The following is a 22,631-nucleotide window of genomic DNA, read 5'->3' as shown; positions in this document are numbered from 1 at the left end:
GTGTGTAATCTATTATGTATTATAAAATTCTTTAAAAAACTTACTACTAAATCTTCCTTCATCAAAACATAAATAAGCTTCAGCAATAGACTTAGCTTCATAATACGAAAATAATCGTTCAAAAACAAGTTTTCCTTAAAAGTTGTTAACATCTGTTAATAACCATACTATTTAACGAAGATTTAACAGAAATTGTATTCTGTGCATGGTATTTACCATATATTATATAGTCTTTGAAAAATCGCTGTTGATTTATTTCTTCAACAGTTTTTATTTTAGCGTCAATCTTAACTTAAACATTTTTTTCCTTTCCCCTTGTTTTTTCTTATACTTGACGTCTGAATTTAATAACCATCTTTTCTGATTAGAAATCAACGAATAGCATTGTGAAAAAAGAAGATCTTGAGATGATACAGGCGATCAACGATGCTGATCCCATAGCTTTTAAGAAGCTATTCGATACGTATTGGAAAAAAGTGTACCGCATAGCTCTTCAGAAATTGCCCCGGGAAGAGGATGCCTCGGATATTACACAAGATGTGTTTTATATTATTTGGAAGAATAGAGGATACTGGCATGTAAAAAATAATATAGAGGGTTATCTTGTATCCATGGTACGACATAAGATCTATGATTTTTATGCGAAGAGAGATAGGCTTCCTATTTTTGTTCCTCTTGATAAACAAGAGGAATATTGGGATCATAGCTTTCAAGAAGGTGAACAAGATGACTTCACTGCGGAGAATCAATTGGTAAAAAAAGAACTTGAAGCTATGCCTGATAAAATGCGAGAAGTATTTATGCTAAGTCGATTTGAAAATCTTTCTGCCCAACAGATTGCAGACAAATTAGGTATTTCCGTACAGACGGTACGTAACCAGATTTCATCGGCGTTAAAACGCTTCAAGGCACGATTTGGAGATAAAGCAACCTGGTTACTGTTTTTATTTTTCATTAAGTTTTAAAGTTAACGCGACAGAAAGGTTCTATTCCATAGTTTTAGCTTACGCAGATCCTGACCACCCCCTCTGTCTGAAAGTCAAAAAGAACCAAAACTATCACTAAATGGAGCTCATCGAAGATAAATTCGACGCTTGACTCCTTTGTGACACTAAGATTAATACATCTCTTGGCTATTGCCAAACCAGAACAAAGTGAAGCTCAACGTAGCTAAAAGTTCTTCGGTAATATCTCAGCCGAAACAAAAATTTATTTTTTCATTTTCATATAGTATGTTTTTAAAAAAAGGGAGACTATATATGTAGAAATCAAAAATATGATTATGCGATTGCTATCCAATAAACGAAAAGGCGAAAAAAAGAACGAAATCTGGCGTGGTATTGTTAACAAGGCCCGGCAGGATGGAGACAATAGCCTTGACAGTATTGTCGAGACAAAGGTAGTACCTATTTATAAAAACAGATGGGTAGCCGTTGCTGCGGTCATAACGTTATTTTTGTTAGCATCTATATGGATGTATCAAAACGCGACGGATCATCGGTTTTTGGGCGAGAAGGATCTACAAGAAGTATTTGCTGATGTGGGATCTGTTTCTAAATTGGTATTGTCTAACGGAGATACTATTTTATTAGACGACAAGAATGGATTGGATAGTAATATTGCGTATCTATCCAATGAAAATCAGGCTCTTGATTTTAGAAAATTTGAACAAAAAGATCTTCTGGAAGAGCAGCAGATTATCGAAACAGGAAGAGGAAAGCAATTGCATATTATTCTGTCGGATGGGACAGCGGTATGGCTTAATGCTTCGTCTAAAATTATATTCCCCGCTCGTTTTATGGGTATCGAACGTGAAGTATCAATAGATGGTGAGGTCTATTTTGAAGTAGCACACGATCAAAAGTCGCCATTTATCGTAAAGGCTGACGGACAACAAGTAAAGGTGCTTGGAACTCATTTTAATATGCGGAGATATAAAGAAGAGGACATAAAATCGGTAACATTATTAGCCGGATCCGTTGAGGTAAGTGGGCAGGATCAAAATAATAAACCCGTGATACTAAAACCAGCTGAGCAATTTGTACACATAGCGCATCAAAACAAATCCCTTGTCCAAACATTGAGCAATCCCGAAGCTGTTATTGCCTGGAAAGATGGCGATTTTTATTTCGAAGATGCAGGAGCCGAGACCATTGTCAGAGAACTGGAACGATGGTATCCGGTTTCAATCGGCATAAAGCAACAAGATACGACAAAGAAAATATCAGGACGAATCAAACGGACAGATTCGATGAAAGAAGTAGCGGATATGCTGCGCTTCTTTGATATTGAAATACAGGTCGAAAAGCAAAATTAAACTAACAATCAGTCAATTATATTTTTTTAAACCTCAAATCATTATGAAACATTTTTTCATGAAGTACAGGCGCATGAGAGCATATCCACTACAGACGATCCTGTTGCTTCTTTCTTTTTTTCAGTTTAAGATAGCTTTGGCGCAAATCAATATTGTAGCCAAGCAAAAATCTCTAACCGTTATTTTTAATCAGATTGAAAAGCAGAGCGAGTACGTATTTTTGTACGACAAGGCGATTGCCAATACACCTGCACTTTCTATTGACTGCAATGACTGCTCTATTGAGCATGTGATCCAACTTTTGGAAAAGCAAACGAAATTGGAGTTTAAGATTTCGGGGCAGCAAATTTTGGTAAAGTTGAAAGCAGACGGTGCCACCGTCTCTTCTATACCTGCAGCTAGCCTACAGGCCGCTCAAAAAGATACCATTCGGGGAAAGGTTGTCGATGAACAAGGCCAACCAATTGTAGGAGCTACTCTTTTGATAAAGGGGACAAAAATCGGGACTTCTACAGATATGGACGGAAATTTCAAAATGCAACGTATTGCACCGACACAAGCCCTTATAGCAAACAGTATTGGTTATCACCCTGCAGAGGTACAAGTCGGTGCTCAAAAAATGGTCATGGTAGCACTACGTATAAATGCGCAAGAAATCGAAGATGTTATTATTTCTACGGGACTTCAAAAGCGTGAGCGTAACAAACTCGTAGGTAATGTATCCTCCATCAAGGGTGAAGATTTGGAAAGTGCCGGAATAACCACTATAGACAAAGCCTTAAGAGGAAAATTGACCGGTGTGTATGTTCGTTCGAACTCTGGCAGACCTGGTGAAACAGGGTCTATTATTATCCGCGGAAGTAATACGCTGACAGGAAGCGCAGAGCCCTTAATTATTTTGGATGGTATGCCATTGCAAAATGGAGAGATCGCAGGAACGAACAAGAGCAGTTCGAATATCAATAATCTCTTGACGAATGGTATCGGCAATATCCCTCCTGAAGATATTGCCAGTATTGATATCCTTCGTGATGCAACAGCAGCTTCTATCTTTGGAGCACGTGCAGCCAATGGGGTAATTGTCATCACGACCAAGCGTGGCGAGGCAGGTAAAGATTATATCAATTACACCACGAAACACGGTTTGACAATGCGTCCAAAAAATGGGTTTAATTTCATGGATTCTCAAGAAAAGATTGCATTTGAAAGACAGCTGTATCAAGATTTTCACCCCGTATATGGTGGTCGGATTAATCAACTGCTGATGCAAGTAGACAACGGTGCTCTTACAGCTCAAGAGGCCGAAGCCCAGATTGCAAATCTGAGCAATATCAATACGGACTGGATCGATGTGTTGTATAACCCCGCTTATCAACAAACACATAATGTGGCTATGTCAGGTGGTAGCACCAAACTACAATATAATGCATCTGTTAACTATCAGGATGCCAACGGAACCTTGATGGAAAATAAGTTCAAGCAGGGGGGAATGAATATTAAGTTGACACGTAACTTCAGTGATAAATTACTGATCGACTTTAGTTTATTGTCTACCATCAAAAAAAATAAAGAGGGGCAATCTGCACTCGACCCATTCCGTTACGCGATGTTTGCAAACCCATACGAAAGACCATATAATACCGATGGATCGTATGCCTGGGATGAAACCTATAGAAGTTTAAGTACCAATATCGGTGAAAGGTCATTTTTAAATTATCAGACCTTTAATATGGTTCGCGAATTGCGGGAAAACACCCTGACCACAGACTATGGCAATATCCGTAGTCAGTTTGGCGTGGAATGGAAGTTTTTGGATGGTTTCCAATATCGGGGTACCGGTGTGTTGAATTACACCAATGTACAGACTATGGATGAAGCACGTCAAGGCACATTCCGCTCATATAATAACAACTGGTTGAATAAGGCTGTAACCGCGGGTTCGGGAACATTGGAAAAGTTTAACTATGGCTTTTTAGAAGAAAACTCCGGTAAAACCATTGATTATACCGTTCGCAATACCGTAGAATATAATAAGACTTTTGTACAGAAGCATTTTGTACAGGCATTCGTGGCCAATGAGGTTTCAGAAAGGACTAATAACAGATTCTTTCACTATAACCCCATTTATTTGCAAGAGTACCGTATGGCCGGATACCCATCATGGGATGATATTCCTGCATCTACCTATAAAAGGTTAGATTTTACCCAATTGGGAGGCACCTACTATGAGAAAGATCGGTCCGTATCTTTTATCAGCTCCTTTGCATATTCTTATGATAACCGTTATGTATTGAATGCCAATTTCCGCTCGGATGGGGTAGATATCATTGGTTCCAAAAATCAGTTTACGCCACTATGGTCCGCCGGTGCAAAATGGAATGCACATGAGGAGCAGTTTGTAAAAGAGAATGCGACCTGGCTGAACAGATTGGTGTTTTCTTATGGCTACGGATATACCGGCAGTATAAACAGAACAGTGTACCCTTTCCATACGTACACCCTAAGCGCATTGGTGTATGATGACATCGTAAAAGCATCTGCATTTAATTACGGTAATCCTGTGCTGAAGTGGGAAAACAAGCGGGATATCAACTATGGTGCACAATTATCTGTTTTAAATAGCCGACTAAATATTGAGGCCAATTACTACGATAATAAAGTTTCGGATCTATTGGATAATGTAAGCCTGCCGGCATCGATTGGACGGACCTCGTCCGTGGTAAATGCGGGTATCCTATCTAACAAAGGCTGGGAGCTTTCGGTACGTGTAGAAGCAGTGAAAAATACCGATTGGCTCTGGGAGATTGGCGCTAACCTGACCACTGTAAACAACAATCTCGATAAAGTCTATTATAAAAAGACTCCGAACATTTCTTCACTAAGTCCGCAGAATGTAGAAAACTATGCGGTTCGTTCTTGGTTTGGTTATAAATATAGTCATATCGACCCGACAAATGGCCATCTAATGGTCTTTGCGCAGAAAGTAGACCCTGTAGGTAATATTGTAGGTGATGAAGTCATCGACTTATCAAAAATTACTTCTGCTGATCTACAGACAAAATATCGCACCTACTACCTCGGTCAGCAAGATCCCAAAACTTATGGTGGGTTCAATACCCGTGTCCGTTATAAAAACTTCACCTTATCGAGCAATTTTGTTTTTGCTGACGGTAATATGATCAAAGGGTTTCAGGATCGCCGCGAAGGACCGAGCGGTCAGACAGATGATATAACGGCAAGTCGCACCAATCGATTGAAAAACCAACAGTACCATTGGAGGCAGCATGGAGATGTTACAGACATACCTTTTTACGCACAGAGCACTTCAAACTACACATTCTATCTTACAGACAGAGATATTGAGTCTGGTGCATACATCAAGTGTACAGAACTTGGTTTAAATTGGAGAGCAAATCCTGCTCTATTTAAGAAGCTTGTTAAGCAATTGCAAGTAGGGGTATTTGCAAACAATTTGTTTACGATAACTCCATATTCGGGGATAGATCCTGAGACACAGATGGCTTTTGGTTATCCAACAACACCTAGTTATACATTTTCCTTAAACATTGGATTTTAATTGACATGAAGAAGTTATTTTTATTCTATATATTAATTGGAGGACTGTTTATGAACAGTTGTACGGATTTCTTAGATCTCCCTCCAAAAAATCAGCGTGCTGTAAATTCGCTGAATGATGTGAAATCGGCTTTAGCCGGATATTTGGATGCATTTGCACGATCCAATACCAGGCCAATCGTTGGTCCAAGCCCTATCGTAACAGAAGCGCAGAATATGATGTTTGAAGCCTATGCTGATAATTTTGATTTTGAAGCGAACATGGGACAGTATATCAATTCAATGAATATACATGCACAGGAGAAGTTCTATGCCAACAAATTGTTGTTTAACGATGTAGAGACTACGGATTACATTTGGAACAACTATTATGCAGCAATCGGTTTCTTTAATGCTTTAATCGATCAATGTGATCAATTGAAAGGTGCCGATGAAGAGGAGTTAAAAAGAGTAAAAGGAGAAATGCTCGTGCACAGAGCCTACTTTATCTTTAAGCTGCAACAATACTTTGCACCTATGGATCAGGAAGATCTGGGCATACCTTTGTTTTTACATACCGGAACTGAAGAGGTCGGTATGGAAATGAAACGTAAGCAGTCTTCCGAGATTTATAGTGTGCTGACTGCTGATCTGAAACAGGCACTTGCCTTCTTCAATGAAGTAGGTCCAAATCAAGGGTTTAACCACTTTTTTAACAATCGTTATATTCAGAATTTGCTGGCACAGGTCTATTGGTTCAAAGCAGAGTCATCCGCTAAGCAAAGTAGTGATTATGTTGAAGCACAAAAGTATGCTTTAGCAGCAATAGAAGGCACAGATAATTATATTCCAAAAACCCATTTGGAGTTTCAGAATGTACAGCGAAACTTAAATACGGAATATCCGGCCGTTTATATGCAGAGTATATCGTTCGGTACGGTGGCACCGATTTTTGGCTCTAATTTAGATTATATAGGTTATTCTCCAAATAATCTCGAAGTATCCGCGGATTTCTTTAATCTTTTTGATGCCAATGATCTTCGTAAAGCAGCCTATTTCAATGGCACGGTGATGTCAAGCAGCTGGCCTGATGGTATGGCTAATGGACAGAAATATGTGCGTATACACTTGTTTACACCAGAAGAGGCCTATCTAATCTTGGCAGAAAGCTATTATCGTAATAATGAGCCGGGATTGGCATTGACTACACTTAATAAATTCAAAGGGTTTAGAGGGGCAGTCGAAAAGTCCGGACTTACAGGGACAGCCTTGCTGGAAGAGATTATCAATGAGCGCCGCAAAGAGTTTTTCTGTGATACAGACAAAAGATGGTTAGATTTAAAGCGCTATAGAATCGGTAACATCGAGCGAAATCTACAATTCTTCAATACCGGTTATACGATTAAGGTAGAACCAGGGGATTACCACTATGCATTGCCAATTCCACTAGCAGAATTACAGGAGAATCCTAACATGGTGCCTAATCAAGGATGGACAACAATTGTTTTTTAACTTTAAAAAAGAAAGTGATGAAAAGAATATTATATATACTTGCTTTGTTAATTGGGCTGCAAGGCTGTGAGAAAGAAGGATTTGATTATGCGATCTATCAGCCGCAGGCAGAAGATGTAAGCTCCCTTTATTTCTCTACGGGTAGTCCTACTTTAATTGCTGATGGAAAGGCTTCTTTACAATTTGTATTGGAGACATATCGAACAATACAGATCAAAGATGCTGCAGGACAGCTCAAAGATACCAGTATGTTTATGGATTACCGGGCATTGCCTGAGTCTGCTGTGCAGATATACGTGGATGAACAGCGTATCTCAGGTATGGAATATAGTACTACTGATGTGTCAAAGACAAGCATATCCTGTTATGCGCAGATTGGTAATATAAAATCGGAAGTAAAGGAAGTTGCTATCCGTCAACCGAAAGACGTAGGGGCTAAGCGTTATGTAGACGTGGTGTTTCATGTGTTGGAACTAAGTCCGACAGATCAGTTGTATGACCCCTTGACTTATCAGGAAGTGACACCGAAACAACTGAATGATGCGGTCAGCTATGCCAATACAATCTTCAGCAACAAAGTAGGGAAAGATCCGAATGGAGGTTCTGCAAATATTGAATTTAGGTTAGCTACAAAAAATGTATCAGGAGCAACATTGGCGATTCCGGGATATAACAAGATTATCTATGACATGACCTGGAAAAACTCCTCGGCAGCAACTGCGGCAACGCTACCCTATAACCTGACTCATTTTACCAATAGAATAAATGCAACAGTAGCGTATCAATGGGATAAAAGTAGGTTTTTGAATATTTACGTGATTCCTAGCTCGCCCAATAATAGCATAGGGGAGCACCGGGCAGCTTATCAAATTGTCCCGGTAGGACAAACTGCCATAGCAGGTATTGATAAGATTGTTACTTCAGAGACGGAGGTTCCTACAACCGATTTTTATACAAACTACGGTCTGGGTATTCATCGTAGTGTATTCTTCCCGGATCCGAGCCGTAAGATCGAGATAGCTTCTTATTTTGCAAGATATTATGGTTTATATTCAACGAATTCTACGGGAACTAGTGTTAATGACTATGTCACAGATACAAGAAAATACTTGACAGGTACGACTCAAACGGCAAATGTGATCGGAGGTCTTTTAAAAGTAGGTATTGACGGAGAAAAGTTTTTAGCCAATAATGCGATGGACGATATCCGTTATGCATCGTTGAGAAATAGTTTGACCCAGGGACAGGTAGACCGCATCAGACTGGTGATGGAAAGATCTCCTGTACGTAAAGCTTGGTCATTACAATAAAAGATAATATGAGAAAAGTACTATACACCGGGCTTGCATTGATCTGCAGCCAAATGGTAATGGGCCAACTAAAAGTAAAAGTGGTCGGCACGGTAACCGGTGATACCGAAGGGTACAATAAGGTTTATTTCTATAGTCAGACAGCCAAAGATTCTGCAGAGATTAACAACGGGAAATTTGAAATCAATGTCAATGAGGCTGTCGTGGGCTCACGTGCTATTTCTATTGAGTATGATCAAAAAAAAAGACGGATGTACTCCCCCTTAGTGTTGTTTTACGATCAATCGGGCACAATAGATGTTACTTTTGATATGGTTAAAGGGTTATCTTCAGCTACGGTAGCGGGTATGCCTTCGGCAGTTACCTATTTTAACTACAATGCGGAAAGACCTAAAGCCTTCGTAGAAGCACGGAAAGAAGCAGTTGCAAAATTTGGAGAAGAAGCACTCAAGCGCGGGAATGCACAATTTGAAGCCGCTTCTACCTATCAAGACGGTCTATTAAGCAAGGGATATGATGCCGTGCTGAACAAATACTTTGACGGCAGTAAGTTAGTTGCCCCGATGCTGGTGTTGAATACGTTGGCTAGCTTGCCTACCGCAAGAGCGGAGGAGTATTACAACCGTCTATCCGATAAAGCGAAAGCCACAGATGCAGGAAAAACCCTGTACGCCAAAATCCAAGGCTTAAAAAATGCTTATATCGGAGCATCCGTTAAGAACTTCCAATTGCCCGATCAACATGGTAAAACACAGTCTTTTGATCAATACAAGGGAAAATATGTATTATTGGACTTTTGGGCATCCTGGTGCTCACCCTGCCGTGCATCGTTTCCGCGTATCAGAGAGGTGTACAGCAAATTAAACGGAAAGGACTTTGAGATCGTCAATATTTCGATAGATCAGAATAAACAGGCGTGGTTAAAGGCGGTAGGCGAAGAAGCAAACCCCTGGCCACAGCTATATGATGACTGTAAAGTCGCCTACGAGTTTTTTAATATCAGTGCGGTACCTACATCGTATCTGATCGATCCTGATGGCAAGATCATTATGAAAGAGATTGGTTTTGATCCAAAAGGAGGAGGAGCAATGGAAGAGAAACTAGAAGAGATATTTAAGGTTAAATTTTAATATAGATAATAAGATGAAGAGAGTAATTTTAGGTGTAGTTTCGGGACTAATGATGGTTACCGGGGTATTTGCACAGACACGTGATTATATCACGGTAAAAGGAAAAGTTAGTTTTCCTCCGGCCAAGGAATTTCAAGAGAAATATCCTTTTGTCCTTAAAGATAAAGCGATGAAAGATGCGGAGGTTTATCAAACTATTCAATTAAAAGAAGATAGTACTTATGAGATCAAAGTTCCTGCAAAAACACCCCGTATGTATTCTATGGACGTATTTGGATGGGATAGAATCACATTTTGGGCAGGGAATGATGATTTGAAAATCGATTTCCGTGGAGAGGACACTGCTAAGGTAAAGATTAAGAATCCTCCGTATATCTTTATTGAATCCGAGGGTAAGGATAACCAGTTGATCAATATGCTGAACTGGGAGACATACCAAAACTATCAAAACACGATCGCTATCGGCAAAAGACAATATATGGCGATGCAGAGTAAGGACACAGCCATGACTAAATCATTGACAGATATGATGATGGAACAGTACGACAATATGGCTACCCGTGCTAAATGGTATGTAAAAACATTCAAAAATGATCCGCAGGTTGTTTATGCTTTAGGTTATGTGAGCCCACGTAGAGAGCAGGAGTTTATTTTAGAATATGTCAACCCTTTGATTGCCAAATACCCTTGGTTGAAAGAGGCGAAAGAAGTAAAAGAAAATATTGACAAAGCGCTAGCTGCTGCAAAGAAAACCGAAGATGGTGCTAAATTTATCAATATTACACAAGCAGATCCGAATGGCAAAAACATTAATCTATACGATTACCTAAAAGGTAAGAAATATGTCTTGGTAGATTTTTGGGCATCATGGTGCGGCCCTTGCCGTGCGGAAAATCCACATATCTTAAAGGTATATGATCAGTACAAGAGCAAAGGATTTGATGTATTTGCCATCTCATTAGACGACAATAAAGACAGATGGATCAAAGCAGTAAAAGATGATAAAATGCCTTGGGGACAGGTTTCTGATTTGAAAGGGTGGAAAAATGAGGCTGCACAGTACTATAATATTACAGCCATCCCGATGAATTATTTATTGGACGAAAATGGCATTATTGTAGCGAAGAATTTAAGAGGAGATAATCTGGAGAAAGAAATTGCGAAGCTTTTAAATAAATAACAGGAATGAAGCGTATTTTAATGATGACCTGTTTATTTGTCTTGCTTATGCCAGACAAAAGTCAGGCACAGATGGCAGCAGCTGCCTCTGTGGGATGGGATATAAGCCACAGTGTGGAATTACCAATCGCTCGAGATTCAGTCTGGAGTTTACTGAAAGACCATAGCTTAGTATCTAAATTATCTAATGAGTATACACAATCTATAGTGAATAAGGATAATGTAATGCCTATTCTTCGCGAAACCACTTTCAAAGACGGGACAAAACGTGAAGAGCTACTATCCCAATTGGAAGAACAACATCGCTTTCTGGTATTCAAAATCAATGACAGCTCCTTGCCTCAGGGTATAAAGTCGGTGCAGATAGCCATCTTTACCAAGGAAAAAGAAGATCAGCTGACAGAGATCAACTGGAAAATAATTATGGAAGGAGATCGGGAAGCAAAGAAAAAATATCTAGAAGTATTGAAAATTGAAATTGGAGAATACGAAAAAGGATTTCAAAACTACCTTCAAGCTAAGCCGAAGATAATTCGGGCAGTTAGCATGCAATAGTGTATGCTAACGATTCAGAAGAGGTGTTCAATGCAAATTGAACACCTTTTTTGTTTCTATACTTTCCGACAGACATGAAGGTACTTCTACCCTCTCTTACCGGCTAGAAGATACAAAACGGCCATACGTACGGCTACACCATTTTCTACCTGATCTAAGATAATAGCGTGTTTGCTATCGGCAACATCCGATGTAATCTCCACACCTCTATTAATAGGACCCGGGTGCATGATGGTGATCTCCTTATTTAGCGAATCTAATATTTCCTTGTTCAATCCATAAAGCATAGAATATTCACGAAGCGATGGAAAATAGGCAATATCCTGACGCTCTAACTGTATGCGGAGCATATTTGCCACATCGCACCAGTTCAATGCTTTCATCAAATCATGCTCTACTTTCACTCCTAAAGAGGTAATGTATTTAGGGATCAAGGTCGTTGGCCCGCAGACCATCACCTCTGCTCCTTGCTTTTGAAGACAGAGTATATTCGACAGTGCTACTCTGGAATGCAAAATATCACCAATAATAGCCACCTTTCGTCCGGCAACATCGCCATAACGTTCACGAATTGAAAAAGAATCCAACAAGGCCTGCGTAGGGTGTTCGTGTGCACCATCACCGGCGTTTACAATTTGTGCATCTACATGTCTGCTCAGAAATACACCTGCCCCGGCATAGGGATGACGCATAACAATCATATCGACTTTCATCGCTAAAATGTTATTAACCGTATCGATCAGCGTTTCTCCTTTACTCACAGATGAGGATGAAGCTGCAAAATTTATGGTATCTGCAGAAAGTCTTTTTTCCGCTAATTCAAAGGACAATCGCGTACGGGTTGAATTTTCAAAAAAAACATTCGCGATGGTAATATCTCTTAAAGATGGTACTTTTTTAATCGGACGATTTAAGACATCTTTAAAATTTTCGGCTGTATCCAAAATAAGCTGAATATCTTTTTCAGTTAGGTCTTTGATACCCAATAAATGGCGTGTACTTAACTGTTCTGTTGTTGTTGACATCGTATCAGAAAAATTTATCTGTTTAAAGCTTTATTTCTTCTCCGTAATGAGTACTATGCTATCCTCTTGATCCACCTCTTCCCAGCTGACAATCACTTTTTGAGAGTCAATAGAATCGACTTGAATACCGATATAGTCGGGCTGAATGGGAATCTGGCGTGAAAAACGTCGATCAACCAATACGAGAAGTTCAATTTTTCCGGAACGACCAAACGCTTGCACCGCATCCATCGCAGAGCGAATAGTCCGTCCTGTCCATAATACATCATCCACAAAAATCACATCCTTACCTTCGACAATAAAGTCAATCTGTGTACTATTAGCCAGCAAGGGAGAGCTACCTTTCATTCGGAAATCATCCCTATAGAATGTAATATCCAAAATGCCTGTACTAACATCTTTCCCGGTCATCTCTTTCAATTCTTTAGCCAAGCGTCGTGCTAAGTATGTACCTCGCGGTTGTATACCAATTAAAGCTGCATTACTAAAATCACCATGATTTTCAATCAATTGCTGACATAGTCGTTTGATTGTAATCTGAAACTTAGGACCGTCTAATAAAATAGATTGTTTCATATTGGAATAACCTAACTTTTAATGCCCATAAGGAATATCCTAACCATATTATTCATATTTGTACAGCTTGTGCTATATGGATATTTCATCTGGGAATATTTAAACAAAAATACACTTTTTATCGAAAAATAGAATCACGGAAAGGATATCTTTCGACATAAAAAAGGCAGCTTAGTAGAATAAGCTGCCTTTTTTAATTTTACTATTGTTGGAATAAATAGGTATATTCCTTGAAAAGCTTATCAACTTCCGCTTTCATTTCCTTATCCCCACTAGTTTCCAAAACCTGTTGGTAACGTTGTATAGCCGCCAATCCAAAACGGATATTACGGTATTCAAAATTATTTTTGGTTTCCGAGATGTTCATATAATATTTCAAATTCTCACCAATGTATTTCAGATTGCGGGCGACTATTTCCTTCGCTTTAGCAGATTCACCCACTTTATACATCGCATCAACCAATGGCGTATAACTCATCGCTTCAGACATCTGGTAAGTTTTCTTCGGCATACTTTCATACGCCTTCAAGACCACGTTACGTGCTTCTTCTGTTCTATTCTGTGCAATTAAACTCTGTGCTGTTTCTCCAAATATCGAACTTACATACAAACTGATATAACGATAAGAATCCGGATCCAGGAAGGCAGAATTTGCCAGATTGCCCCATTGGTATTTATTAACAATATGATCGTATACCACATCCGTGTTTACGATCGAGCTTGGATCACCTTGTTTCAAACCAGTATTAATCGGCATTAAACGCAATGCAAACCCCTCAGACACCAAAAATCGATCTAACCCTATGTAATTTTCCTCCGGTGTAGTTGATGTAAAATAGATTGGTCTCTTCCAATTGTTATTTACCAAAATTGCCATGATAGAAAGTTCGGCACGACTCACATAATTCATAGAATAATTCCATTGCAAGGTATCGACAATCGATTCTTCCCATTCCTGAGGAACAACCTTATTGGAAATCACCGCATTTCGATCTACTACAAGCTGCATATTTTTTGTAGGCAGTAAGTTTACATATTCACCGCTTTGCAACGGCGCTTTATTCTTCTGATTGTCAGAAAGCATCACATTCAACAGATCCTGCACATCAATATATCCCTGAATCTTCATATCCTGGTAGTAGATTACATCACGTACTCCGTCTTTCACCTTTTCAGGGTCAATATGGATGGGTAACGCATCTGCATCATTTACTTTTTGCATCATCTGACGCATATACCAGTCCGAACTCAGTAAGCTTAGGTTAACTACACGCACATCCGTACGGAAGCCTTCTACTTCTTGTACGTACCATAATGGATAGGTATCATTGTCGCCATAGCTAAACAAAATTGCATTAGGTGCACATGACTCCAGGTAGTTGCGGGCCATATCGCGAGCAAGGAACTTTTCCGAACGATTATGGTCACCCCAATTCTGTGAAGCCATTAATACCGGAGCAGCAAGCACTCCTATTCCTATCGCAGTATATGCTGCTGTCTTGGCATTTATTTTCTTACTTAATGCGTCTGCAATAGCCAATACCCCTAACCCGATCCAGATCGAGAAGGCATAGAATGATCCGGCATAGGCATAGTCTCGTTCACGGGGTTGCAGTGGTGTTTGATTTAGATACAGTACAATCGCTAAGCCGGTAAAGAAAAACAATAACCCGACTACACCTGCATCACGCTGATTCTTCCCAAAATGCCAGAAAGCACCGAATAAACCAATGAGCAATGGCAAAAAGAAATAAGTATTTCGAGTCGGATTTTCCTTTTCAGAAGTCGGTAAAACACTTTGCCCGCCTACTAGCATATTATCAATAGGCTTAATACCGCTAATCCAGTTACCTTCCGTCAAGGAACCGTGTCCCTGAATATCATTTTGCCGACCTACGAAATTCCACATAAAATACCGTCCATACATGTGTCCGATTTGGTACCCAAAGAAGAATTTTAAATTGTCGGAAAAAGTTGGAGATTGATTTTCTCCCAAACCCAAGTATTCGCGGTAAAAACTAGGATGTCCTCCCTTTTCACTATAGATTCTCGGAAAAACAGTCTCTTTATCGTATTTATATCCTGTTTTCTTTTTGGCAACGACATATTTATCTTTATCCTTGCGATACACTTTACCTGATTCCACCAGATCTATTGGTCTAGCATCGAAAAACCGTCCTTTAAACAAAGGTTCGTCACCATATTGTTCACGGTTAAGGTAGCTTAAAAAAGTAAAAACATTATCCGGGTCACTATTGTTTAATGTCGGATTTGCTTTTGCACGAATAAGGATCATCGCAAATGAACTGTACCCCAAAATAATGAAGCCCAATGAAATCAATGCAATATTAAGTACAGGTTTGATCTTTTTGATCGAATACCATATACCATATACCAAGCCTCCTGCTACTAAGAGTGCAAAGAAAGTGACTCCCGTTCCAAATCCCAGTCCAAGTGTATTCACAAAGAACAGATCGGTAAATGCCGCAAACTTGATCAGATATTGAATAACTCCCCAAAGAATCAATGCCAACACCACCACTCCGATCAATAGCGCTTTTATCGCTCCGCTTATGGTTACGTTTTTGGATCTTCTAAAATAGATCACCAAGGCGATAGCAGGTATTACGAGCAAATTCAACAGATGGACACCAATGGATAAGCCCATTACGTAAGCAATAAGGATCAGCCACCTGTCTGCTCCGGGTTCATCGGCGCGTACTTCCCATTTTAAAATAGCCCAAAATACGACTGCCGTACATAAAGATGACATCGCATATACTTCAGCTTCCACAGCAGAATACCAAAAGGTATCGGAAAAAGCATACGCCAATGCACCAACCAGTCCGGCTCCCATAATTTGGACAACGACGGTATCCGAAAGCCTTTCAGCGAGCGATGCCTTCCCTGCAAAAACCTTTCGGGCAAGAGCTGTAATCGTCCAGAAAAGGAACATAATCGTTAAGCCGCTGGAAACGGCAGAGCCTATATTCATCCAAAACGCAATCCGCGTCCGGTCTCCCATAGCAAAATTTGAAAACAAGTTTTCGACCATTAAGAAAAGAGGCGCACCGGGCTGGTGTACGATCTGCATCTTGTAAGCCGAGGCGATAAATTCACCACAGTCCCACCAACTGGTAGTTCTTTCTGCTGTAATAACATACGTTAAAGTCGCGATAATGGCACATAACCAACCAAGTAGATTGTTTATTTTGTTGTAGTTCATATATAATATTTCGGTTATTCTTAAATAATCCCGCCCCGAAAATAAGGATTACATCCTAAGAAAAGAACAATATTGAAATATTTTAACACAAAAGCCACACATTCCTATCCCTTTTAAATCCATCCTGACGATAGAAATAAAAATATTTTATTGAGAATCAGCCCCTATCCAAAAAATAACCAAAAAAGTTTTGGAGAAATAAAAAACGGGTGTATATTTGCATCGTCAAAACAATCAAACACGGGTTGACAGTTGCTTGCCCGATAGTATAAGGGTAGTACGACAGTTTTTGGTACTGTTTGTCTTGGTTCGAATCCAGGTCGGGCAACATAAAAAAGAGGATTACGCAAGTAGTTCTCTTTTTTATTTTCAGACAATTTCATCCCCATTCATCTTTTTTTTATATTTCAATTTCATTTCTATAAATTTGCAAAACATTTAGAGATACCAGATAGTCAAACCTATACTGATATTCTATTTAAATGACTTGATGGTGAATATAATTTCTTTTATAAAATCTCATACATAAAATAGACACAGCATGCCTTTGCAATTTAACACGGTTAAACTATTCGCTGGTTCGGGCACTTTGGAATTAGCAGAAAAAATTTCAAAATCCTACGGAAAACCGCTCGGCGATAAGACGCTCTCCAAATTCAGTGACGGCGAAATTCAACCGCATTACAATGAATCAGTTCGTGGTAGCGATGTATTCTTGATTCAATCAACAAATCAGCCTACAGACAATCTTTTCGAACTACTTTTGATGATCGATGCTGCAAAAAGGGCATCTGCACATTACATTACTGTTGTAGTCCCTTATTTTGGCTTCGCCCGCCAAGATCGTAAAGACAAGCCCCGCGTAGCGATTGGCGCCAAATTAATGGCTAACCTCATCACTGCAGCCGGTGCACACCGCATTATGACGATGGATCTTCATGCTGCTCAAATTCAAGGCTTCTTCGATATTCCTGTAGATCACTTAGACGGCTCAATTATTTTCGTACCTTATATTAAGTCACTTAAATTACCGAATCTGACAATTGCATCTCCGGATATGGGTGGCTCATACCGCGCACGTACCTTTGCCAAATTCTTTAATGCAGAGGTAATTATCTGTGATAAACGCCGTAAACGCGCCAATGAAATTGAGTCTATGTCAATCATCGGTGATGTAACGGGGCAAGACGTTGTATTAATCGATGACATCTGTGACACAGCAGGCACTTTATCAAAAGCGGCTGCTTTAATCATAGAAAACGGAGCCAACTCGGTAAGAGCAGTATGTACACATGCTGTATTATCCGGAAAAGCATACGAGACGATCGAAAACTCCGTGTTGACAGAAATGATCGTAACGGATACCATTCAATTGGATCCTGAAAAATCAAAACAATGCAGCAAAATCAAATTACTATCCACTGCGGATTTATTTGCCAGCGCTATTAAAAATATAAATGAACATAGTTCTATCTCAGATTTATTTCGGGTTGACTAACATCTAACAAAAAGGGGCGATCTTAAAAAAAGATCGCCCCTTTTACTATGATACTACTTTATATCCGTTTTACCCGGATATTTCTTAAGAATACTTCCGTACCATGACCTAGAAAGCCGATATGACCTGAAGTACGTTTCAGTCCAGGGTGATCCTTGTTATCCAATGTACCATTTTTAGAAGCGTCGCTTAAATCTCCATCCACGATCACCACACCATTCAAGGTTATCTTGATCTTATCCCCTTTCACACTAATCTCTTCTTCATTCCACTCACCCAGCGGTTTCAGCGCGCCCCGTTTTGCAGCGATCACGCCATATACCGAGCCGTGGTATTGATAAGGTGCCAGCTTTTTGTACACATCGGCATCGTCATCCAATATCTGAATTTCCATGCCCTGATATGCAGCATCTCCCTCCAATGGAGCACGAATTCCTACCCCATTATTAGCTCCATGAGTTAACTTAAATTCGAAGCGATACACGAAGTCAGCATATTCCTCTTTTGTATATATATTTTTTCCAGATTTGGCATCAGGATTAGAACGTATATATCCCTCTTCCGTTACTTCATACGCAGTTGAGACCGTTCATTTATTAAGGTTAGCACCGTCAAACAACATATCAAATCCTTCGTTACGCTCCTGATCGCTTAGCGAATAGATTTCCTTACGAGGTATTTCCTTTACAAACACATCCCTATACCATACCTGAGAACCATGTGCTTGCAACTCAATCTGCTCTTTTGGAAAAATCGATTGATTACGGTCCCAATAATTTTCCAACGCTACGTTATCAACCACCAGCTCTCCGTTCAACCATACCCACACCTGCTCACCAATCATCCGGATCTTAAATGTATTCCATTCTCCCAATGGATTATCCGCAACTTTAAGTGGCTTTGAATTGGATTTATTATTGTACAGACCGCCCGATCCCACTTCTGCTCCTACGTTTGTACGTGAAATGTCCCAGATCTGAACCTGAGGTGTACCTCTCAAATAAATACCCGCATCCGGCTCTTTACCATTTTTATCCAATTTCCAGTCCACCAACATCTCGAAATCAGCATATTGCTTTGCTGTCGCAATATTATCACCATGACCATTAAAAACCAAATCCCCATTGATAACGGACCAGCTTTCCCTCATTTTTTTATCTGCGTCAGCCTGTTTCTGAGCTAACTCCTGTGCAGACATCTGTGCTCTTTTGATCGGGTTTTCGACCAATCCTTTCCATCCGGAGAGATCTCTCCCATTAAAAATGGACACATATCCCTCCTGCTGTGGCATTTCGGCTAAATGACGTACAATCGCCTCCCGCAGATAAGAACTCTCACTGCCAGACAAATTATCCTTTGCAGTAGTCAACAAAGAACGCACATCATTTCCTACAAAGTCTCGATTATCCATCGCAATATTCATCACCACATTCGTGGCAGCATCTTTTAAAATGGGGTCAGACAGATATCTACCCGCAAAAATCAATGCTTGATATGTCCCTGTAGATTGAAGAGCAGATAATGCGTTCTTCTTTTGCTCCGGAGTCTGTGCCAATTCAAAGGCATCTCTCAACAACAACGTTTTTTGATCTGCCGGAAGGGCACTCGCATTTAATTGTTTTACAAACCCCTTAAACACCTCATTAAAGTTTGCCGGATCCTTTTCTGTGCGCAGCAGTGACGTAAGTGCATCTAAAGATTCCGGAGTAGTCCAATTCGCCAGTGCAGAAATGGCCTGAGCTTTATTAACGTTACCTTCATTAAGGTAGTTTTTGACAGATTCCAAGGCTTCATTGCCACCCACCCCACCAAAAACAGGGAAATATTTTGCGGCTGAAGGTGCGGCCGAACGGGAGATATTAGCTGACAAACGTTTAATTTTAGCTTCTTTATCCGTATTGTTCCGTAATGCAAGTATGGCTGCCTGCTGAACAGGATTGACCTCCTTGTCAGAAGCCTCGCCCAATAAAGTGATGATGGCATCAAAATCTGCATCATTCACAACATTTGGCAACGCGTTGAAAGCGGCTAACCGAACAGCTTCATCGACACTTTTTGTAAGTGCAAACACAGCACCTGACGAATTGGAATTAGCGCGTTGCTTCAAAACATCCAATAGCGCCAATTGTGTCTTGGTATCACTTGATGTCAAAGCACCGTTTACATCATCCATAGTACGGCTACCTTTCGCTGTCAATAACAGCGTTTTTAACGATTTCAATTCCGCTTCGTTAGCAGCGGAAATCTGCTTTATTAAAAACGTCGCATTTTCACCTTTGGAAAGAATCGACAAAGTATTGTATGCTGCAATTTTAGCTTCCGAATCTTTTAAAACAGTTAGATTTTTCTCAATAACCGGAATAGCCTGCCCAACTTCTTTTGTACCTAAGAAATTCAACACGCTTTCTTGTGCATCCGCATTCAGCTTCTTCAAAGAGGAGGCTAATTTCACCAAATCCGATGCTGACGTATTTTGCGATAGCAAATCGAGTGCAACATTACGGACAACAGCATCGTCTGCAGATGCCAATTTCAATAATTCTTTCTTTTGCTTCGTCGGGTTAATGCTGGTCAATAATGCCAATGCGCCAACCCTTATCGTTGCGACCTGTGCTTTCGTTGCCTCTTGATAAAGTACTGAAGCCAACTTCCCTGCCAGCACCGGATCCTTCGTAGCCAATGTATGGGCATAATCTAGCGTTAATCCCGAGACATTGGACTTATCAAATCCATAGTTAACCGCACGGGCATTATTTAGAAAGGTATCATAACTCGCAACTCCTCCAATTTTGCTTAATGCAGTAAGCGCATTACGTTGAAAATTCGGAGATTCAAATTGCTTAGTGAGTTCAAGAATCCGCGCTTCGGAATTTTCATCTTTTAGATCTCCCAATGCCGCTATGATCGCTACAGTAGCTTTTTCGGATTTGGCTACATTTAAAGCCGTATTCAGTGCAGAAGCAGCTTCCTGTGTACGGATTCCATTCAACACGCGAGCCGCCTTTTCGGCCAAATAGTCATCAGTTAAGTAGGCAGACACCTGTTGGATTGCCTCGTTTTTAGCACATTGTTTTAACAGCTCCAGCACAAAGCCCTTATTGTCTTTATCTTCAATTCTGTCTAAAGCCAAAAGCAGACCATTTACGTAAACGGTTCTCTTGTTTTCAAATCCGGCCTGCATAACATAAAATGCGTATGAATTGGAGGCATATTCTATCGCTGCATTATTTCCACCCTGAGGTTTAAGTCCTGTCAATAAGTTGGCAATATCTTCGGCCGAAAAGTTTTCCAGCTCCTTCATTGCCATCATGAATTTAGCCTGTTCTTCTGCCGGTTGTTGTGCTAACACATCGGCAATCTTTGTATCGGAGCTTCGGCCTGCCGGTTGCTGCGCATAAGCTGCTACTTGAAATAATAATAAAACGGATAGGGTATTAAATACTTTCTTCATATCAAATAGTTAGATTAAATAGTCCAAGGACCACGCATAGGTTGATGAATCAATCGATTAGCAGCTTCATCATTCACAAACTCCTGCTTGTGTGAATCAAAATGCAACGTACGGTTTAAGCGTAAAGCAGCCAGTCCCAAATTAACCAACGTACAGGAATAATAGCCGTTCTCTTCGTTCAGTGCAAATTTTTGGCGGGTGCGTACCGCTTCTACAAAGTCTGTCATTTGTGGAGCGGGGTCAGGATATTGAGACAGCTTACGCTCCAGGTCTGGAATATCCGAAACAAAACCTCTAAACAACTTACCATCAGGCCCCTCTATATATGCTTTACCTTCTTCTGTTCCTGCCCCATCCAATATAATCTGACATCCATCAGCATAGGTATAGACAATCTTGCGCCAGGTTCCTACCGCGTCGGAATGCTGTTGTGGCGCATCTACCTCAATTTTAACCGGACTTTCGTTATCCTTTCCTAAAAAATACTGAACCGGATCCAAATAATGTTGCCCCATATCTCCTAATCCACCTCCATCATAATCCCAATATCCCCTAAATGTCGTATGAACACGATGTGTGCTATACGGCTTATAAGGCGCAGGTCCTAACCACATTTCATAATCCAGCTCATTAGGCACCTGTTCAACAGGAAGATTCTCTTTTCCAACCCAATAAAATTTCCAATCAAAACCCGTGTGCTTACTAATCGTTACTTTCAATGGCCATCCCAGCATACCCGTATCTACTACTTTTTTGATTTTTTTGACCGGAACATTCATACCATAAAAATTGGAGTCAAATCTGAACCAGGTGTTCAATCTGAAAATATTCCCGTGCTGCGCTATAGCTTCTTTTACCTTCTTACCTTCACCTATTGTTCTGGTCATTGGCTTTTCACACCAAATATCCTTTCCTGAACGCGCTGCTTCTACCGCCATCAGTCCGTGCCAATGCGGAGGAGTAGCAATATGAACAATGTCAACTTCCGGATTTTGAATTAATTCCCTAAAATCCCGAGACTCTTTGACTCCACCTCCAAGTGCCTTTTGGGCAATTGCTAAATGCCGTGTATCTACATCACAGATCGCAACCGTTTTCGTTCCGGCATAATTAAAATGCCCTCTCCCCATTGCTCCTACTCCGATGATTCCTTTAGTCAAGTGATCGCTGGGCGCCAAATAACCTCTACCTAATACAAAGCGCGGCACAATAGTAAATGCTGCAGCTCCAATCAGCGATTTCTTGATAAAATCACGTCTTGAAGTATTTTTTTCTTTCATATCTATATTATTATTTT

At 40.2% G+C, this 22,631-nt stretch carries 14 protein-coding genes, 1 tRNA gene and 1 pseudogene; 10 read left to right on the top strand and 6 right to left on the bottom strand.

Annotated features, from left to right (window positions below):
* Positions 1 to 386: 386 nt before the first annotated feature.
* The 8 genes from E4F24_RS09805 (at position 387) to E4F24_RS09770 (ending at position 11,558) form a co-directional block, all read left to right on the top strand.
* Complete coding sequence (locus E4F24_RS09805; protein WP_140938526.1) at positions 387 to 965, top strand: RNA polymerase sigma factor; 579 nt, start codon at positions 387 to 389, stop codon at positions 963 to 965.
* A 317-nt stretch (positions 966 to 1,282) separates the two neighbouring features.
* Positions 1,283 to 2,317: a FecR family protein gene (locus E4F24_RS09800; RefSeq protein WP_181182429.1), complete on the top strand. Its 1,035-nt coding sequence runs from the start codon at positions 1,283 to 1,285 to the stop codon at positions 2,315 to 2,317.
* 43 nt (positions 2,318 to 2,360) lie between these two features.
* Positions 2,361 to 5,894 carry a SusC/RagA family TonB-linked outer membrane protein gene (locus E4F24_RS09795; RefSeq protein WP_140938524.1) on the top strand — a complete coding sequence of 1,178 codons (3,534 nt, stop codon included), beginning with the start codon at positions 2,361 to 2,363 and terminating at the stop codon, positions 5,892 to 5,894.
* A 5-nt stretch (positions 5,895 to 5,899) separates the two neighbouring features.
* Positions 5,900 to 7,384, top strand: a complete 1,485-nt coding sequence (locus tag E4F24_RS09790) for a RagB/SusD family nutrient uptake outer membrane protein (RefSeq protein WP_140938523.1) — start codon at positions 5,900 to 5,902, stop codon at positions 7,382 to 7,384.
* Positions 7,385 to 7,401: 17 nt separating this feature from the next.
* Positions 7,402 to 8,694, top strand: a complete 1,293-nt coding sequence (locus E4F24_RS09785; RefSeq protein ID WP_140938522.1) for a hypothetical protein — start codon at positions 7,402 to 7,404, stop codon at positions 8,692 to 8,694.
* A gap of 8 nt (positions 8,695 to 8,702) precedes the next feature.
* Entirely contained in the window at positions 8,703 to 9,824 is a 1,122-nt protein-coding gene (locus tag E4F24_RS09780; RefSeq protein ID WP_140938521.1) for a TlpA family protein disulfide reductase, read from the top strand.
* Positions 9,825 to 9,837: 13 nt separating this feature from the next.
* Positions 9,838 to 11,004, top strand: coding sequence for a TlpA family protein disulfide reductase (locus E4F24_RS09775; RefSeq protein WP_140938520.1), 1,167 nt, complete (start codon positions 9,838 to 9,840; stop codon positions 11,002 to 11,004).
* A gap of 5 nt (positions 11,005 to 11,009) precedes the next feature.
* Positions 11,010 to 11,558, top strand: coding sequence for an SRPBCC family protein (locus tag E4F24_RS09770; RefSeq protein WP_140938519.1), 549 nt, complete (start codon positions 11,010 to 11,012; stop codon positions 11,556 to 11,558).
* Between the two features lie 86 nt (positions 11,559 to 11,644).
* Here the strand turns inward: E4F24_RS09770 and E4F24_RS09765 are convergent, their stop codons facing one another.
* The 3 genes from E4F24_RS09765 to E4F24_RS09755 all read right to left on the bottom strand — a co-directional run bounded on the left by E4F24_RS09765 (position 11,645) and on the right by E4F24_RS09755 (position 16,385).
* The gene (locus E4F24_RS09765; RefSeq protein WP_140938518.1) at positions 11,645 to 12,583 is read right to left on the bottom strand and encodes an aspartate carbamoyltransferase catalytic subunit; all 939 of its coding nucleotides are present in this window, start codon (positions 12,581 to 12,583) and stop codon (positions 11,645 to 11,647) included.
* A gap of 30 nt (positions 12,584 to 12,613) precedes the next feature.
* Entirely contained in the window at positions 12,614 to 13,159 is a 546-nt protein-coding gene (pyrR, locus tag E4F24_RS09760; RefSeq protein WP_140938517.1) for a bifunctional pyr operon transcriptional regulator/uracil phosphoribosyltransferase PyrR, read from the bottom strand.
* Positions 13,160 to 13,361: 202 nt separating this feature from the next.
* Complete coding sequence (locus E4F24_RS09755) at positions 13,362 to 16,385, bottom strand: glycosyltransferase family 117 protein (protein WP_140938516.1); 3,024 nt, start codon at positions 16,383 to 16,385, stop codon at positions 13,362 to 13,364.
* Positions 16,386 to 16,642: 257 nt separating this feature from the next.
* Here E4F24_RS09755 and E4F24_RS09750 point away from each other — a divergent pair.
* Positions 16,643 to 16,713, top strand: a tRNA-Gln gene (locus E4F24_RS09750).
* 213 nt (positions 16,714 to 16,926) lie between these two features.
* On the top strand, positions 16,927 to 17,883 hold the full coding sequence (locus tag E4F24_RS09745; RefSeq protein WP_140938515.1) for a ribose-phosphate pyrophosphokinase: 957 nt from the start codon (positions 16,927 to 16,929) through the stop codon (positions 17,881 to 17,883).
* 58 nt (positions 17,884 to 17,941) lie between these two features.
* On the opposite strand, the pseudogene E4F24_RS14020 reads toward E4F24_RS09745, so the two are convergent.
* From E4F24_RS14020 to E4F24_RS09735, 3 genes and pseudogenes are all read right to left on the bottom strand, one after another.
* Positions 17,942 to 18,439 (bottom strand): annotated as a pseudogene (locus E4F24_RS14020) (3-keto-disaccharide hydrolase); the annotation flags it as partial.
* Positions 18,440 to 18,472: 33 nt separating this feature from the next.
* Entirely contained in the window at positions 18,473 to 21,334 is a 2,862-nt protein-coding gene (locus E4F24_RS09740; RefSeq protein WP_235891195.1) for a DUF1080 domain-containing protein, read from the bottom strand.
* A gap of 14 nt (positions 21,335 to 21,348) precedes the next feature.
* Entirely contained in the window at positions 21,349 to 22,614 is a 1,266-nt protein-coding gene (locus tag E4F24_RS09735) for a Gfo/Idh/MocA family oxidoreductase (protein ID WP_140938514.1), read from the bottom strand.
* Between the last annotated feature and the right edge of the window lie 17 nt (positions 22,615 to 22,631).

It is taken from the genome of Sphingobacterium lumbrici (assembly GCF_006476045.1).
Taxonomy (GTDB): domain Bacteria; phylum Bacteroidota; class Bacteroidia; order Sphingobacteriales; family Sphingobacteriaceae; genus Sphingobacterium; species Sphingobacterium lumbrici.
Note: the sequence above shows the minus strand (reverse complement) of the source record. Positions and strands in the feature narration are given on the sequence as shown.

Bases quoted from the DNA above. Each gene is read 5' to 3' on its own strand.
- E4F24_RS09800 (WP_181182429.1), top strand. From the start codon at position 1,283: ATGCGATTGCTATCCAATAAACGAAAAGGCGAAAAAAAGAACGAAATC.
- E4F24_RS09795 (WP_140938524.1), top strand. From the start codon at position 2,361: ATGAAACATTTTTTCATGAAGTACAGGCGCATGAGAGCATATCCACTA.
- E4F24_RS09790 (WP_140938523.1), top strand. From the start codon at position 5,900: ATGAAGAAGTTATTTTTATTCTATATATTAATTGGAGGACTGTTTATG.
- E4F24_RS09785 (WP_140938522.1), top strand. From the start codon at position 7,402: ATGAAAAGAATATTATATATACTTGCTTTGTTAATTGGGCTGCAAGGC.
- E4F24_RS09780 (WP_140938521.1), top strand. From the start codon at position 8,703: ATGAGAAAAGTACTATACACCGGGCTTGCATTGATCTGCAGCCAAATG.
- E4F24_RS09775 (WP_140938520.1), top strand. From the start codon at position 9,838: ATGAAGAGAGTAATTTTAGGTGTAGTTTCGGGACTAATGATGGTTACC.
- E4F24_RS09770 (WP_140938519.1), top strand. From the start codon at position 11,010: ATGAAGCGTATTTTAATGATGACCTGTTTATTTGTCTTGCTTATGCCA.
- E4F24_RS09765 (WP_140938518.1), bottom strand. From the start codon at position 12,583: ATGTCAACAACAACAGAACAGTTAAGTACACGCCATTTATTGGGTATC.
- pyrR (WP_140938517.1), bottom strand. From the start codon at position 13,159: ATGAAACAATCTATTTTATTAGACGGTCCTAAGTTTCAGATTACAATC.
- E4F24_RS09755 (WP_140938516.1), bottom strand. From the start codon at position 16,385: ATGAACTACAACAAAATAAACAATCTACTTGGTTGGTTATGTGCCATT.
- E4F24_RS09745 (WP_140938515.1), top strand. From the start codon at position 16,927: ATGCCTTTGCAATTTAACACGGTTAAACTATTCGCTGGTTCGGGCACT.
- E4F24_RS09740 (WP_235891195.1), bottom strand. From the start codon at position 21,334: ATGAAGAAAGTATTTAATACCCTATCCGTTTTATTATTATTTCAAGTA.
- E4F24_RS09735 (WP_140938514.1), bottom strand. From the start codon at position 22,614: ATGAAAGAAAAAAATACTTCAAGACGTGATTTTATCAAGAAATCGCTG.